This is a genomic window from Timaviella obliquedivisa GSE-PSE-MK23-08B, assembly GCA_019358855.1.
Lineage (GTDB): Bacteria > Cyanobacteriota > Cyanobacteriia > Elainellales > Elainellaceae > Timaviella > Timaviella obliquedivisa.
The window spans coordinates 293,555-308,635 of the sequence record JAHHII010000003.1 but is presented as its reverse complement, the minus strand read 5'-3'; the positions used below and the strand labels follow the sequence as shown (position 1 = coordinate 308,635).

Sequence of the window (15,081 nt, the reverse complement as noted above, 5' to 3'; positions counted from 1 at the left end):
GACCCATGTTATTTTGGCTCACGTTTATTCAAGCTCTGCCCACGCTCTCGATTGATCCAGTCACAATGATTGATCCAGTGGCGATCGATAAAGTGAATTTATTTCATTCTGAAGTTTCCAGCCCGATTGCGTCTCACCCGATCGTGTCTCACCCGATCGCGTCTCAACTCATGCCTGTTCCTCGCCAACCTGTGGTCGGTCAAGTCAGTCCGATGTTAGTTTTTCCAGGAATAGCAGGCGGATTAATTTTCCTGCTGCTGCTGAGTATTTGGGCGTATACTCGCGTTTACGTCATTACGCCTAACAACGAAGCATTTGTGCGCACCGGAGGCGTATTTGCTAAAGGAAAAACCGTTATTCTCAATGGCGGCTGTGTTGTCTTGCCAGGGTTCCATGAACTGACTCGTGTGCCGTTACGAGAAATCTCCATTGATGTAGAAAGAACCGGTAAATTAGCTGTTCGCACCCAAGACTATTTGCGGGCAGATATGCGTGTGACTTTCTATGTTTGCATTAGCGCCTCAGAAGGAGATGTGCTGACAGCTGCCGCAAGATTATCCCAGGGAAACAAAATTACCCCTGACGATATTAAAAACGCCCTAGAAAAACGAGCCGATGATGCGATTCGGGCAGCGGCAAAAACCAAGAGTTTGGCAGAAATTGATTCAGACAAACTGGGGTTTGCGCAAGAAGTTTTAAACTTGGTGCAGCAGGATTTGGGCAAGGTGGGTTTGACGCTGAATAACATCGCTATTTCTGAAATCCAAGAAAGCGATACCTACGACACGAATAATTTCTTTGATGTGCAGGGCGTGCGATTACGGACTGAGACGATTCAGCGATCGATTCAGCAAAAGCGAGAAGTAGAATTAACCACGCAGGTGGCGATCGAGCAAAAAGAACTGGATGCACAGAAGCGATCGCTCCAAATTGTTCAAGAGAAAGAAGCTGCAAAACTGGAGCAACAACTGCAAATTGAGACGCTTAAAGCTAGACGAGAGCGAGAAATTCAGGAAGCCAAATCTCAAGAAACAGCATTAACTGAACGCACTCGGATTTTGCAGGAGAAAGCCGTTGAAGAAGAAGAAATTCGTCGTAAACTGGGCATTCAACAGAGCCAGATTGATGCCGATATTGAACTAGAAGAACGGAACAAACTTTTCAAAGTAGCGCAGGCACTTCAGCAACAGCAATCTGAAATTGCCGAAATTAATCGGCAACGCCTAGTGGATGCCAGCCGATTGGATGCTCAGGTGCAAATTGCCGATTCCGAGAAACTCGCCCGCCTTGCTCAAGAAGATGTGGCGATCGCTTTGGCTAACAAACGCAAAGAAAGCTTTCAAGCTGAAGCCCAACGCGCCAAAGCCGAAGCCGGAGTGCTGACCGCCACCGAAGTTGAAGGCGCAGAACGAAAGCGCCAACTTTCGACTATTGCTGCCCAGCGAGAAGCCGAAGAACGCCGGATTGAAGCCCAGAACGTCGTTGAAATTGACGGTTATCGGCGGCGGCGCCAGGCAGAAACGGCTAAGGAAGCAGCGGTGCTAGAAGCGGAAGCCATTCGGATGCTGGCAGATGCTAATCGAGATGGGGCGATCGCGCAATCGGAAGGACTACAAGCCCAAGTCATCGCTAAAAATGCGTTGGACAACTCTAAGCTAGTCGCCGACACCTTCATGACCATCTGGCCCGAACTTGCAGAGAAGCTACCAGAAATTGTTCAAGCACTTGCCCCTCAACCCGGTGTCATTGGCGATGCTCGAGTCTACGCATTTCCCGGCGCAAATGGCAGCGGCACAGCAGACATTAGCAAGCTATTGATGTCTACTAGCGGATTAGCATTAATTAACACACTGTTGGACGAAGGAAAATTGGGCGCGTTAGTAGGACAGGTCGGGCAGTTGTTAAGCCAAAAGCCCAAAGCTGAGACTTCAGAAGGCTTACCTCTCGCTCATATCGATTCCTTGAGCGATCGACCTGTTGCCATACTTGATTAAATTGGCAAGATTCTACTAGGCTTCTATGCTCAGGAAGCCTGAAATTTTATTATCCTCGGAGTTAGAGCTAAGGGAGTTGCAATTAAATAACGCCCCGAACCGCCCCCTAAATCCCCCATTCTGGGGGACTTCCGAACCTGTCAAAGTCCCCCAGAATGGGGGATTTAGGGGGCTGATAAGTCAATGCATCCCATTGGAGTTTTATTTTCACGCAACTCCCTAATGACCCTGAGCGATCGCCCCACGTCTTGCCCCAAAGATTCGCGGTAAGCTAAAAGCGATCACTCCTCTTGTAAAACCTTATGAATCGCTCTATAAGATTTCAATTTTTAGCAATCGGTTTATCGTGCTGCTTATGGGTTTGCAGTTGGGCGATCGCCCCTGCTGCCCTCGCTGTTACCCAGATCCCCGTCTCTAACATTGACTATCATGATTGCCCCGGAGACGTTGCTGAAGGCGCGATCGCCTCAGGTAGCAGCATGACCGCCAATTGCTTTATCGTGACCGGAACCGCCAACAATACCTCTGGCAAACCTGTTATGGATGCCGATATCTTTGGGCGCATTTATGATGCTAACGGCAACTCAGTGATGCAAAACCGCACTCGACTAGGCGGCGTTCCCGAAATTCCTCCCGGTAAAAGCACCTTTGAAATTCGCATTAGCGTTCCTGCAAATCAGCCCACCCCACTCAAGCTAGAGCAATTCAAAGCCTCAGGGTTTAGTCGCCAGGTTCGCAAGTAGTTGCAAATAATTTGAAAGCCACAATTTGTTCAAAGGCTTACAAGGCATCAGGTGAGCATAACCCCCATACTCAGTTCGGTTCCGCCCACTTTAGAGGGTTGTAACAAATTGCTACATTAGGAAGCAAGACAAAAGCCCTTCGAGGTCATTGAACATGAACGACTCAACTAACCAAGTTTCAGAGCTTTTTGAAGGTGGCGAAGCCAGCAACCCTCTTTGGCAATACGTCCAATCGATGAGTCCTGAGACAGCGGCACGACTTGCTAAACCTGATTCTCAAGAAGTTCTGCAAGTGATGGAGCGCAACATTATTGGGATGCTGGGTGCCCTACCCCTAGAGCATTTTGATGTCACGATCACAACTAGCCGCCAACAGCTGGGTCGGTTAGTTGCCTCAGCAATGATGAGCGGCTACTTCTTGCGCAATGCTGAGCAAAGAATGAATTTTGAAGCAGCGATGCAAGTAGGTTCCTTGGATGAAGAGCAGTCAAGCTAAAGGACGATCGCTTTTACTAGCGTGTCGTCTTTGCTGAAACCAGTCCTGCAACTGTTGTCGGCAAGCCGTCTCTAGAATTCCCCCCATCACCCGCAAACGATGATTAGAACACGCACTGTCTGGCAAATTAGTAACTGTGCGAACTGCTCCCGCTTTCGGATCGTCTGCCCCATAGATTAATAGCCCTAATCGAGCATTGATGAGTGCGCCTGCACACATGGGGCAGGGTTCGAGCGTGACATAGAGTGTGCATTGTTCTAAGTGCCAGGACTGCAAGGCTTGACCCGCCGATCGCAGTGCCAATATTTCCGCGTGAGCAGTGGGATCATGATCTCGTTCGCGGCGGTTTTCGCCCTCAGCAATGAGATTACTCTGGGCATCTACTACTACAGCGCCAACGGGTACTTCTCCAGCGGCTCCGGCAGCAGCGGCAAGCGCGATCGCCCGTTTCATCCAGGCACGGTGCTTTAAATAGTCGGGATGTTCAATTAGAGGCAGCGGAATCTGGGGTTCGATCGCTCTAGCCCTCCATCAGCAGCGGATCAAGCTTGCCCTGTCCATCTAACCGATACAAATCATCACAGCCGCCAATATGCTGCTGGTTAACAAAAATCTGTGGAACGGAACGTTTGCCTTGCGATCGCTCAGCCATTTGCGATCGGGCTGTTTCATCACCATCAATTTTATATTCTGTGAACTTTACTCCTTTCCACTTCAGTAGCATTTTGGCACGGATGCAGAAGGGGCAAGTTTGCCAGGTGTAAATCTCTACGTTGGCAGTCATTTTTTCGGGATGACGACCGAGAAGCGAGTTGATTGAATTCAGCATGGTTTTCACTAGCGCTAATGATCATTTTAGACGTAGGCTGACGATATAGCAGACTAACGATATGGCAGACTGATGATCGCTGGCGATCGCAGCAAATCTGCTTCCTACTTTTGGTTCATGTTGCAAGTTCTTCGCCTCCGTCAATCGTTACTCGACTGGTACGCTACTGCTGGTCGGATTTTGCCTTGGCGAAAAACCCAAGATCCCTACGCCATCTGGATCTCGGAAGTCATGCTACAACAAACCCAGGTCAAAACGGTTATTCCGTACTACGAAAGATGGCTAGACTGGTTCCCGGCGATCGCTCCACTTGCCGCCGCCGACCAACAGCAAGTCCTTAAAGCTTGGCAAGGCTTAGGGTATTATGCCCGCGCCCGCAACCTGCACCGCGCGGCACAAATTATTGCGACTCACCACAACGGCATTTTTCCCACTGACCTGGCGATCGTCACGACTTTACCGGGCATCGGACGAACCACTGCGGGCGGTATTCTTAGCGCGTCATTTAACCAAGCTACGCCGATTTTGGATGGCAACGTTAAACGAGTTCTCGCTCGTCTTATTGCCCTGCCTGTGCCGCCTCACAAAGCTCTGAGCACTTTATGGCAGCACTCTACCGAACTGCTCGACCCGCAGTACCCCCGCGACTTCAATCAAGCCTTAATGGATCTGGGTGCAACCGTTTGCACACCCAAACATCCATCTTGCTTCTGTTGCCCCTGGCAAACGCACTGTCAGGCTTACAATTTGAACAAACAATCCGAAATTCCTATGACTGAAAGCCGTGCTGCTATTCCTCATAAATCGATTGGCGTTGCTGTCATTTGGAACGAGCAAGGACAAATTTTAATCGATCGCCGTCGTCAAGAAGGGCTACTGGGCGGACTCTGGGAATTTCCGGGGGGCAAAGTAGAATCCGGGGAAACCATAGAAGAGTGCATTATTCGAGAAATACGTGAAGAGTTAGGCATTGAAATTACCGTTGGCGATCGCCTTATCACCCTCGATCATGCCTACAGCCATTTCCGCGTTACTCTTAACGTTCACCACTGCCAGTTCCTCAGCGGCATTCCCCAACCCCTTGAATGTGAAGAAATCCGTTGGGTTACTGTCGAAGATCTAGACCACTTTCCCTTTCCCCAAGCCAATGTGCGAATTATTGAGGCAATTCGCGGTGAAGGATAAGGTTAAGATTTTGTCGAGCGATCGGACAAAACCTTTAGAAACCCCAATCCTAGAACAATGGGAATCGCCCAAAAAATTACTGTTCCCTGCTGATCAGACGGCTTACTGCTGTGCACCTCATCTGAGCGATCGGTATCGACTCGATTCTGAGGAGACTGCGCCACTGTTGGCATGGGTGAGTTTTGTGGCAGGGGCAAGTTTTGGGCAGTTCCTGCTGCCACTGTTACTTCAGACTGCATCTCAAACGCTTCAAATGTGCCTGCGGTTTTGGGCGTACAGTTCAATTTCATTTCATACAGCCCTGGCGCCGGGAAAACCACATCTGTTCCTGGAATTCCCTGATATTCCTCAACCGCGATCGCTTTCAACGGCGGCTGTAGAATGGGCGGATCGCCATCTTTATCGGGCTGCGAGTAGACTGCTAGGTTGCAATTTGCCTGTTCCAAGGGCAGAATCTCGCCCCCTTTCCGCGTCAAAGCCACCCAAACTTTCGCAGGCTCTCCCGCTCTAGGATTGTGGTCAGGCTCAATATGCCAGGTTCCAGCAATCTCTCCAGCAATCTCAACGTTGTGGGCGATCGCCGGAGCAGACAACAGCGTTAAGAGTAGCCACGTTACCTTTGCAGCTTTAAAAGTTTCAATCACAAGTTTCTAGAGATTAAGTTCAGTCTCCAAAATATCCACCTCTACCGTACATTCTGGAAACTATCGACCTTGCGAGTAAACTGGTCGGTAACAATCGTCATCACCGTGCGTTTACGAATCTTGATATTGGCGCTCACCGACATCCCCGACTGGATTGGAATCTGTTGCCCAGCCGTTTCAATATACTGTTTGTCGAGCCTGATTTTGATGGGAAAGCGATAGAAATTATGCTCTGGGTCGGGTGGCAAAGCGTCAGAGCCAATTTGTAGCACCTCGCCCTTGATATCCCCAAATTCACTAAACGGGAACGAATCAACCCGCACATCGACAATCATGCCTTGACGGACAAAACCCACATCCGCATTCGTCACATAGACCTCAGCTACCAGACCATCACCCGGCACAATTTGCACAATCGGTTCGCTGGTAGTGGCAACAAATCCAGTGCCTTTAGCTTTCATATCAAACACAACGCCGTCTACTGGCGCGCGCAGTTCTTGATACTTTAAAGTGACCGAAGTCTGACTCAGCTTATTTTTAAGTTCAGCAATTTGCGCGTCGTTATCCACGATCGCTTTATTTAGCTGAGTATCGATGCTGGCTAGCTGCTTTTGGTTTTCGGCAATTTTGCCCAATACGTCGGTGTCGGTCACCGCCATTGTATTTTGCATTTTCTCATTGGCTCCAGCGATCGCGTACTCTAGGCGCGCCATCTCTTGCACCAGGCGATCGACCTCATTGCGCGACTCTAATAATTGCTGCTCCTGGCGATCGACTTGGAGGGTACCAATGCCACCTTGAATGGAAAGCTCCTTAAGCCGTCCATAAATACTTTCATCAATCGTGAGATTTTTTTGCGCAGCAACAAGCTGGCTCTTGGCTTGGCTAAGCTGCTGTTGCAACTGAGCCACCTCAAACTGAGCCGCCGAAGACCGCGTGTCTGACTCCCGCAAGCCTGCCTGGATTCGCACCCGTTGCGCTGCCGACAACCCAGAAGCAGTCGAATCGCCGCCAAGCTGAGCCTCGTACAAGCGGGTTTCGTCAATTAAAGCAGCGCGATTGGTAGCGAGCGCCAAAATTTCTGGAGGAACATTGACTCCCACAGCAGGCGCATTAACGCCACCCAATTGAGAACGATAGAACTGATTTTGGCGCTCCAAAGATGCCAAGATCTGTTGGCTTGACCTCCGTTCCGCCTCAGCCGCCGTGGTATCCATCCGAATCAGCACATCGCCTCGCTTGACTCGCTGACCGTCTTTGACCAAGATTTCTTCCACCACGCCGCCGACTGGAGCCTGGACGGGCTGGACACTTCCTTGAGGCTTGAGTTGTCCGGGGGCAGGTACGGCTTCGTCAATTTTGGCAAAGGAAGCCCAAATGAGCATAAAGGACGTTACGCCAACAATTCCCCAAACGATCGCCCGCGACCAGAGGTTAGTTTGCTGCAACACAACAGGCTGATCGAAGACTTCGGTACGAGTAATTTGTCCTGCATCTGATGCACCCACCCGAACTTTAGTCGAGCGATCGGTCGCTAAAGCCAGCCCTAAGCTATTGGTTTTACCGTTGCCATTGCCATTCGTTTTACCAGCGCCATTGCCATTGCCGTTTTGCTTATTAACCATTGCCGAAGCCTCCTTTAACTGGGATGTAGATAACTGAGAGATGGGCGAGCAGCAATATTACATTTCAGATTCTTGTTGTTGATAGAGACAGAAGTACCGTCCTTTCAATGCCATCAGTTCATCGTGGGTGCCCATTTCAACGGCTGAGCCTTTGTCCATTAGTAGAATCACATCTGCATTTTTAATGGTGCTTAAGCGGTGCGTAATGAAGAATACGGTGCGATCGGCAAACACTTCAGCAAGATTGAGGCAAACCTGGCGTTCAGAGTCGTAATCTAGGGCGCTAGTTGCTTCGTCTAAAATCAGTAAATTAGGGTTCTGAAGAACAGTTCGAGCGATCGCAATGCGTTGGCGCTGCCCCCCTGATAGAGCCGAACCTCGTTCTCCTACCCTAGTATTGTAGCCATTGGGCAACTCCATGATGAATTCATGAGCCGCTGCCGCTTTAGCAGCCTTAATAATTTCATCGGAAGAGGCGTTGGGGCAGGTGAGGGCGATATTTTCCTGAACAGAGCCATCGAATAACAGCGTATCTTGGGGCACAATGCCGACCTGTTGCCGCAGCGAGTACAACTCCACCTTGGCAATGTCGTAACCATCGATCACAATCCGCCCAGATTCTAAGTCATACAAGCGGGGCAGCAGCTTCATCATGGTACTTTTACCCGAACCGCTCTGCCCAACGATGCCAACAAACGAGCCAGCGGCAAAATCCAAACTTACGCCGTTAAGCTGCCAGGGCCCACTTGTGCCAAACCGAAATAGCACATCGTCAAACCGCACGTTTCCTACGATCGGAGGCATGGGAATATTTTGGCGATCGAGTTCGTTGGCTTCGGGTGCAGCATCTACAATGTCGCTTAGGCGCTCAATGGAAAGCCCTACTTCTTGGAAGTTCTGCCAAAGTTGTGCCAATCGAAGTAATGGGCTAGTCACGTAGCCTGAGATAATCCGAAAGGCAATTAGTTGACCTAAAGACATCTGCTGATCTAGTACCAAAGAAGCCCCTACCCACAGCACCAGCAAACCCGAAAGCTGGTTCAGAAAGTTACTCGCTGAACCCGCAGTGGTTGAAGTCAGAACTGTTTTAAAGCCCGCGCTGACATAGCGACCGTAGCGCTGCTGCCACTGCCATCTAGCTCGTAGTTCCATGTTTTGAGCTTTGACAGTCTGAATGCCAGAGACAACTTCTACCAGGTAAGACTGGGTTTCGGCGTTGCGCTCGGCTTTGACCCGGAGTTGGTTCCGAATTAGGGGTGAAGCAACGACTGCTAGCAGAATAAACAGTGGCACGGTCGCCAACGCCACTAGCGTCAGCAGCCAGCTATAGAACAGCATGACCACGATGTAGATCACAGAGAAGATCGCATCCAGGACTACAGTGAGAGCAGTACCCGTCAAGAAACTCCGAATGTTTTCGAGTTCGTTAATTCGGGTTGCCAGTTCACCCACAGGGCGCTTTTCAAAGTAGCGGAGAGGCAGACGCAGCAGATGGTCAATAATTTCTGACCCCAGCGTCATGTCGATACGGTTGGTGGTGTCTACAAACAGGTAGGTTCGCAAAGTGGTGAGAATAGCTTCGGCGATCGCCAGTCCAATTAAGAAGATCCCCAACACATTCAGCGTGTCGGCACTGTTTTGAACGATCACCTTATCAATGATCACCTGCACCATGAGGGGATTGGCGAGGGCAAAAAGCTGCACAAAAAACGAAGCAACAAATACCTCAAACAGCACCTTCCGATGTTTCTGCACAGCAGGCAAAAACCACTCTAGGCTGAAGCGCTTTTGGGGCGTTTGAGAGGTTGGCTTAATCAGCAAAACCTCGCCGCGATCGCCCCAGGTCGAGGCGAACTCAGAAGGTTTGCGCCGAATGATGCCCAGTTCGGGAACACCAATGACCAGTTCTTTCTCGCTGGCTTCATACAACAGCGCCACATTTTCTTGCCACATCACCATGGCAGGCGCTTCTAAGCGACCGACGGCATTGGCGGGAACAGTAACTAACTGAGCGTGCAGACCCAACATTTCAGAAACTGCGCCACAAAGCTCTAGGGAAATTTCGCCGCTGCGCTCTTGCTGATTGACTAACACGCGCCGAATCACGTCTTTGCGGAAAGGCGTATTGAGGTGTAGGCAAAGCATTTGAATACAAGCCGTTGCCGAATCTAACTGCCCTCGCCCCCGAATGTGGGGATACCTTTGAGGAATTTTAGAATCGTTGAAATTTCTGCCATACGCTGGATCTGGCTCTGGTGGGCGATCGGGAGCGTAGGGAATGTCAACATCTACAACTTCAGCATGGACGGCTTGTGCCTCATCCAGGGACTCCTCAGTATCAATTTTCTCGGTCATCGACACCGGAAAACCAATCAGCCGGGCAGCCCGATCGCCCGTCACTTCTAGGTCAGCGCCACTGGCAGTGTCGATCCGACTGCTAACGGGTAAGTCGTTCACCTTGCCGCCGCCACTCACTAGCCAAATTCGCTCAGCCTCTAGCTGATGGACAGGAATTTTGCCAGGGGGAATGTTGCAAACTACGGCTTCGGTTTCTGCTTGAAATGCCAGTTCTTTCAGGTTGGCATCTCCGTTTGCTTGCCGATGTAGCTCTGCACCGAGTAAATCAAAAACTTCAATCAGCGGACACTGTTTACGAAAGGCGATCGCTAGTTCAGGCTCTCGTTCTAACAACAGCATGAAGTCAGCAGCAGAAAGGGTGAGACAAATCGTTTCTGTAGAAGCGATCGCCGTTTCACATGCCACACCTCTCACTAAGCCTACCCAGCCCAAAATGTCTCCCGGCTTCAAAATGCCCAAAGTGACGGGGCGCTGTGTCCGAGGATCGTAGGCAAGCGATCGCACATGCCCTTGAAATAGAACCGACACTTGCGCAGGCATTTTGTCCCGAACTAGCACCGCCTGCCCCATGCGATAGCGCAGCATTTGCATTCGCTCAGTCAAAAAGTCGAGGGCTGTCGAAGAGAGTTGGTCGAAAGGGGGAACAGTCACCAAAAAATCTTGGACACTAGATTTTGTGTAAGTCATGAGACGCTGGGGGCGAGAGTATGAGTAGCTAGGGGCTGAAGCTTTGAGAGTTGTTCTTGAAGCCAAGTGTTAAAACATTCATCAAGTAAGCGACGACGCATTGGATCATCAAGTTGTGCCGGAATGAATTTCTCCAGACGAACCAAAACTAGCCACTCACCAACCCTAGTCGGCGCACTGATTTGACCCGGCTGACTCAGAGACAATAATTGCGCCAACACAGGGTGAGGCACACTTAGTTCTACCGGACCAATTAACCCATCGGTTTGTGCCTCCGGGCCCTGAGAATAAGTGCGTGCGAGTTCGGCAAAGGTTTGTTCACCTTCTAGTACCCGAAAATAAATTTCCTGGGCAATGCCTACATCTTGAGTGCGAATCAGCGAATAAATCACTTTATCCAACTGGTTTTTACGGCTGAGGAAGTAAGACTCGACTTTCGGTCCCCAAACTTTTTGTTTAAATTTGTCAATTCGCAAATCCCGTGTGGCGAGGGAGTCAAGCTGTTGCGAAGTCATACCATATCGCCCTAACCAAGCTTGGCGATCGTCTTCTGAGGTAATTTCATTTTGGGTCTGGAAATATTCTGTTGCCTGGGCATTTTCTTCAGGAGTACATTCAATAGGCGCGATCGCCTGGTCAATTAAGATTTCCTGCACCAATCGCGGCATCATTTGATAACCTGCCAGCAAAGGCAAGACTTCTTCAGCCGTGATTGAACGATTATCAATTTGCAAAACTACAGCCATCTAATTTAAGTCTCTACATTCAGGTAGGCACGAAATTAACTGCACACTTTAGAACTTGCCCTAATTCCTTAGCAATGCTTCCCACTCAGTTTATTCAAACTACTTAAAAATTCAAAGAGTAGACAAAAAATAAAGTGTGCCTGTAGATAGTTACCCAGCCCTATATTGCCGGAAAACGTATGCCTTAGTGCAGTTTCGCATAAAAGTTATCAGGATCTTGGCAGTGTCGAATAAATTCAGCAAGAACATCTTAAATCGGCAGAGTATCGAATAACTTAGATCGATGAAAAGTATAAAGTATTACCCGTGTTTAGAAATTTAAGACATCAAGTATTACTGAATACAAATGCCCTGCTCAAAACCTAGGTCAATCCCCTAAATCGACCTTTAGAAATCTAGTTTGCCTGACCTCAACCTCATTTCACAGAGGCTAAACTTTGAATGCTTGCTCCTCATAGACGCGACTGCAATACTGCATTCCTGCGGAGGACAATCTCATTTAATGATTAGGAGTCACCTTCGGTTTTATGCACAAGATTTTGGCAGGGTCATTGGCTGTTGAAAGACTAACGATTGAAATTGCTGGATTACCCGAATCTTTAGAGGGAACCAGGGTCGTGCAACTCTCGGATTTGCACTATGACGGACTCAGGCTCTCTGACGAACTGTTGGCAGAGGCGATCGCCACTAGTAACCAAGCCAAGCCTGACCTAGTTGTGTTAACGGGTGACTACATTACCGATTCCACAGCACCTATGGAAGCATTGGCGCGATCGCTTCAGCAGCTTCAAAGCCAACTGGGTATCTATGCCATATTAGGGAATCATGACCACTATCGACCTGGCTTTAAAGCGACGGTGACTAACGCCTTAACTCAGGTCAGTATTCATGTTCTCTGGAATCAAATCGCCTATCCTTGGGGGACACAATTTCCTCTAGTGGGCTTAGCAGACTTTTGGTCACGCGAATTTGACCCTGCCTCTGTTTTTCCCAAAATTCCCGCCTCCGTTCCCCGGCTTGTTCTTTCTCACAATCCTGACAGCGCCGTGCCGCTACAAGCTTGGCGAGTCGATTTACAACTTTCTGGGCATACCCACGGCGGACAAATTGTTATTCCAGGGCTAGGACCAATAGTCAGATGGCTAGAGCTAGGTAGAACTCACATAGCTCCCTTACTCCACCCGTGGCTACCATTTTCACAAGGCAAAAGCAACCGTATTGTGCGTCATTGGGAATGGTCAGAAGGTCTGCACGCAGTGGGCACAAACACCCTTTATGTCAATAGAGGACTAGGCACATATGCACCTGGGCGGCTATTTTGCCCCCCCGAAGTAACCATCATCACCTTAATTGCCAAACCTATCCGTCACCGCAATAAGCCCTCCGCCATAAGCTTAACGACAGGTTAATTTCACTTGATTTAATGAGGGATTGAGACGAGTTGATGGGATTGAGGCTATCCTCTACCGACGACCGAACGCCGAACTGCTACGGTTTTGAGCCGTTGGACTATTATGCTCTCGAAGGTAATTAGTGACCATGCTGATGCTAGATAGGCGTAAGGTCATTAGCTTACTCAGTACCCGTTCAACTGAGGTCCGGTTCGTGCGGTTAGCGGCAATTACCATCAAGATTTCGTCTACTTGGGTTGTCAGGAAACTAGCATCCGTTAAGCCGTAAAGGTGAGGCGTATCATAAATGACTAAGTCGTACTGCTGCTGAAACTTCTCCATTAGTTGCTTCATTTGGTCGGAGCCAAGCAGCCGTGCCGAACCTGGTACTGCTGGACCTGCTGTAAGAACATAGAGGTTGTCATCAAGAGGCGATTGTTGAATAAACTCTTCGACATTAAAGCCCCGAGCCAATGCTCCGCTTAAGCCACCCGTATTGGGCACATCTAGACGGTTATGAACTTGGGGTTGGCGCATATTAGTGTCTACTAGCAGAACTCTCTGTCCTGCTCCAGCGGCAGTTTGCGCCAGGTAAACTGCAATTGTGGTTTTGCCATCACCTGCCTCAGGAGAAGCCACCATCAAGGAACGAATGGGTGGCTGAGAGAGGCGAATGTTAGAGTAAAGGTCGCTAAAGGCTTCCCGGAAGAGAGCGGTACCTAAACGGCTATCACCTACAGCTACATCATCAACCGAGCCGAAAGCTGAGGGAAAATCAAGCGCCTGCTTTGCGCCTCTAGAAAAGGGAATAATCCCAACCAGCGGCAACTGAATGCTCTCCTGAATATCTTCAACAGAGTAGAAAACATTACGATATTTTTCTAGAAGCAGTGCCAGCAGAGAACCTAGGAGCAAGCCTAACGCAACACCACCCAAGACCCAGCGGGAGGCTTTGGAAGGAAGTGGAACGGGGTTGCCGTCTTTATCGCGCGGGACAAGGGGTTCAGAGATGAGTTCCCAGGGTACTTCGGTTTGAGCCGTTTCAACGCGCAGAGATTCTTGCTGAGTTTGAAGACGATTGAGGGTTTGGGTAGAAATATCGAGCTCACGGACTAAATCGCTGTAGCGGCGAGCGACCGCGGGGAACCGCTGAAGACGAGCTTCAAATGTGCCTTTAGACTGGTTCACCGCTTGGTTGCGTGCTTCTAAGATTTGGATCTGGTTACCTGCTGTTACCAGTTGCCCAATGAGTCCAATACGGACTGAGTTTTGGAAAGCTGAAACCTGAGAGTTACCTGTGCTGCCTTGAAGGTTTTGTCCAACTACGGTTTGGGCTTGCTCTGTCATCAGCGCCAAGATATTCCTTTCGCGTTCTCGTAAAGACTGAATTAAGGGTGCTTCTTCATTAAAACGAGCAAGCTCAGTAGCAATTTGGGTTTGAACTTCTTGGAGAGACGCTTTGGAGGCTTGGTAAGTTGGGTCTTCACTCAATGCAGAGGCAGCGATCGCCTCATTGGGAGATAGCTGCAACTGTCGCTGCAAGTTGGCGTAGAGAACCCGCTGCTCCCCTAGTTCTCGCTGAGTTTCTAACTGCTGAGTGGTGATGTCATTAATCCGAGTGGACAACTGGCCCCCTTGCGTCGCCGGATCAACAAGTTCGTATTGCTGCTGCAAGTTTTGCAAATCATTTTGCAGATTGTTGACCCGTTGCTTGACTTCAGGCAGCTGGTCATCAATGAACTTAATTCCTTCCCCTGAACGGGTTTTACGTTCTTCCAAACTGTATTGGAGATAACGAGCAGCAGTCACCTTCAAGACCTTCTGAACTAGCGCTTCATCACTCCCTTCAAAAGTCACTTTGATAATTTTGGTCGGATCTGGGCTGTCCTCAGGTGCCAGCCGTTCTACCTCCAATCCTGCTGTTAGATTTTCGTAAGTAAACTCAGGAAACTGAGTTTGAGTTTCTTGCACAATTTGGTTGAGTCGGGTGGGACTCTGCAAAATCTCAAGCTGGGTAGGATAATCTACCGAGAAATTATCTCGATCAGGAACCCCACCCGAAGCATTGCGAGTTAAGTTAGAAGGATCAGATGTCCTTGCCTCATTAGAAACCGGCTCCACCAAAATTTGGAAGCTGCCTTGATAAACGTCGGGGATGCGCATAGCTTGCCAAGCTGCCGCAACGGTAATAGCAGTGGTGACCCCTGCAATCAAAAGCGCCTGACGCTGTAAGGTTCTGCCCAGCGATCGCAGGTTTATCCCTCGATTTGGAAGATTATCATCATCATCCATGTCTGGTGATGGCGGCATCAACGGGGGTCTAGCCCTGATGACGGGTGCCAAGCTTTGAGATGTCTGCTCTGTCTCCATATTGCCCTCTGTT

12 protein-coding genes are annotated in these 15,081 nt (G+C 49.5%); 5 read left to right on the top strand and 7 right to left on the bottom strand.

Going from position 1 to position 15,081, the window contains the following annotated elements; all coding sequences use genetic code 11:
- Positions 1-5: 5 nt before the first annotated feature.
- From KME11_07360 to KME11_07350, 3 genes are all read left to right on the top strand, one after another.
- Positions 6-1,994, top strand: a complete 1,989-nt coding sequence (locus KME11_07360) for a flotillin family protein (GenBank protein ID MBW4515026.1) — start codon at positions 6-8, stop codon at positions 1,992-1,994.
- Between the two features lie 302 nt (positions 1,995-2,296).
- The gene (locus KME11_07355; protein MBW4515025.1) at positions 2,297-2,737 is read left to right on the top strand and encodes an FxLYD domain-containing protein; all 441 of its coding nucleotides are present in this window, start codon (positions 2,297-2,299) and stop codon (positions 2,735-2,737) included.
- 154 nt (positions 2,738-2,891) lie between these two features.
- On the top strand, positions 2,892-3,233 hold the full coding sequence (locus KME11_07350; GenBank protein ID MBW4515024.1) for a DUF760 domain-containing protein: 342 nt from the start codon (positions 2,892-2,894) through the stop codon (positions 3,231-3,233).
- Here KME11_07350 and tadA read toward each other — a convergent pair.
- Together tadA and grxC are read right to left on the bottom strand one after the other, a co-directional pair.
- Complete coding sequence (tadA, locus tag KME11_07345) at positions 3,225-3,749, bottom strand: tRNA adenosine(34) deaminase TadA (GenBank protein MBW4515023.1); 525 nt, start codon at positions 3,747-3,749, stop codon at positions 3,225-3,227. The genes KME11_07350 and tadA overlap by 9 nt on opposite strands.
- A 4-nt stretch (positions 3,750-3,753) precedes the next feature.
- Positions 3,754-4,062, bottom strand: coding sequence for a glutaredoxin 3 (gene grxC, locus KME11_07340; protein ID MBW4515022.1), 309 nt, complete (start codon positions 4,060-4,062; stop codon positions 3,754-3,756).
- A 117-nt stretch (positions 4,063-4,179) separates the two neighbouring features.
- On the opposite strand from grxC, the gene mutY reads away from it, so the two are divergent.
- On the top strand, positions 4,180-5,247 hold the full coding sequence (gene mutY, locus KME11_07335; protein ID MBW4515021.1) for an A/G-specific adenine glycosylase: 1,068 nt from the start codon (positions 4,180-4,182) through the stop codon (positions 5,245-5,247).
- Between the two features lie 2 nt (positions 5,248-5,249).
- On the opposite strand, the gene KME11_07330 is transcribed toward mutY, so the two are convergent.
- Genes KME11_07330 through KME11_07315 form a run of 4 tightly spaced genes read right to left on the bottom strand, consistent with a single transcriptional unit; the run spans position 5,250 to position 11,307 of the window.
- On the bottom strand, positions 5,250-5,891 hold the full coding sequence (locus tag KME11_07330) for a hypothetical protein (protein MBW4515020.1): 642 nt from the start codon (positions 5,889-5,891) through the stop codon (positions 5,250-5,252).
- 41 nt (positions 5,892-5,932) lie between these two features.
- Positions 5,933-7,516: an HlyD family efflux transporter periplasmic adaptor subunit gene (locus KME11_07325; GenBank protein ID MBW4515019.1), complete on the bottom strand. Its 1,584-nt coding sequence runs from the start codon at positions 7,514-7,516 to the stop codon at positions 5,933-5,935.
- Positions 7,517-7,573: 57 nt separating this feature from the next.
- Positions 7,574-10,561 carry a peptidase domain-containing ABC transporter gene (locus KME11_07320; protein ID MBW4515018.1) on the bottom strand — a complete coding sequence of 996 codons (2,988 nt, stop codon included), beginning with the start codon at positions 10,559-10,561 and terminating at the stop codon, positions 7,574-7,576.
- The gene (locus tag KME11_07315; protein MBW4515017.1) at positions 10,558-11,307 is read right to left on the bottom strand and encodes a peptidylprolyl isomerase; all 750 of its coding nucleotides are present in this window, start codon (positions 11,305-11,307) and stop codon (positions 10,558-10,560) included. Before KME11_07315 ends, KME11_07320 begins: the two co-directional genes overlap by 4 nt.
- A 527-nt stretch (positions 11,308-11,834) precedes the next feature.
- Between KME11_07315 and KME11_07310 the strand changes: the two genes are divergently transcribed.
- Positions 11,835-12,716 (top strand): metallophosphoesterase, encoded by an 882-nt coding sequence (locus tag KME11_07310; protein ID MBW4515016.1) that lies wholly within the window; start codon positions 11,835-11,837, stop codon positions 12,714-12,716.
- A 54-nt stretch (positions 12,717-12,770) separates the two neighbouring features.
- Here KME11_07310 and KME11_07305 read toward each other — a convergent pair whose 3' ends face one another.
- Complete coding sequence (locus KME11_07305) at positions 12,771-15,068, bottom strand: polysaccharide biosynthesis tyrosine autokinase (protein ID MBW4515015.1); 2,298 nt, start codon at positions 15,066-15,068, stop codon at positions 12,771-12,773.
- Between the last annotated feature and the right edge of the window lie 13 nt (positions 15,069-15,081).

What these genes read in the sequence shown, in the direction of transcription:
- KME11_07360 (MBW4515026.1), top strand. Translation starts at nt 6, where the DNA reads ATGTTATTTTGGCTCACGTTTATTCAAGCTCTGCCCACGCTCTCGATT.
- KME11_07355 (MBW4515025.1), top strand. Translation starts at nt 2,297, where the DNA reads ATGAATCGCTCTATAAGATTTCAATTTTTAGCAATCGGTTTATCGTGC.
- KME11_07350 (MBW4515024.1), top strand. Translation starts at nt 2,892, where the DNA reads ATGAACGACTCAACTAACCAAGTTTCAGAGCTTTTTGAAGGTGGCGAA.
- grxC (MBW4515022.1), bottom strand. Translation starts at nt 4,062, where the DNA reads ATGCTGAATTCAATCAACTCGCTTCTCGGTCGTCATCCCGAAAAAATG.
- mutY (MBW4515021.1), top strand. Translation starts at nt 4,180, where the DNA reads ATGTTGCAAGTTCTTCGCCTCCGTCAATCGTTACTCGACTGGTACGCT.
- KME11_07325 (MBW4515019.1), bottom strand. Translation starts at nt 7,516, where the DNA reads ATGGTTAATAAGCAAAACGGCAATGGCAATGGCGCTGGTAAAACGAAT.
- KME11_07320 (MBW4515018.1), bottom strand. Translation starts at nt 10,561, where the DNA reads ATGACTTACACAAAATCTAGTGTCCAAGATTTTTTGGTGACTGTTCCC.
- KME11_07315 (MBW4515017.1), bottom strand. Translation starts at nt 11,307, where the DNA reads ATGGCTGTAGTTTTGCAAATTGATAATCGTTCAATCACGGCTGAAGAA.
- KME11_07310 (MBW4515016.1), top strand. Translation starts at nt 11,835, where the DNA reads ATGCACAAGATTTTGGCAGGGTCATTGGCTGTTGAAAGACTAACGATT.
- KME11_07305 (MBW4515015.1), bottom strand. Translation starts at nt 15,068, where the DNA reads ATGGAGACAGAGCAGACATCTCAAAGCTTGGCACCCGTCATCAGGGCT.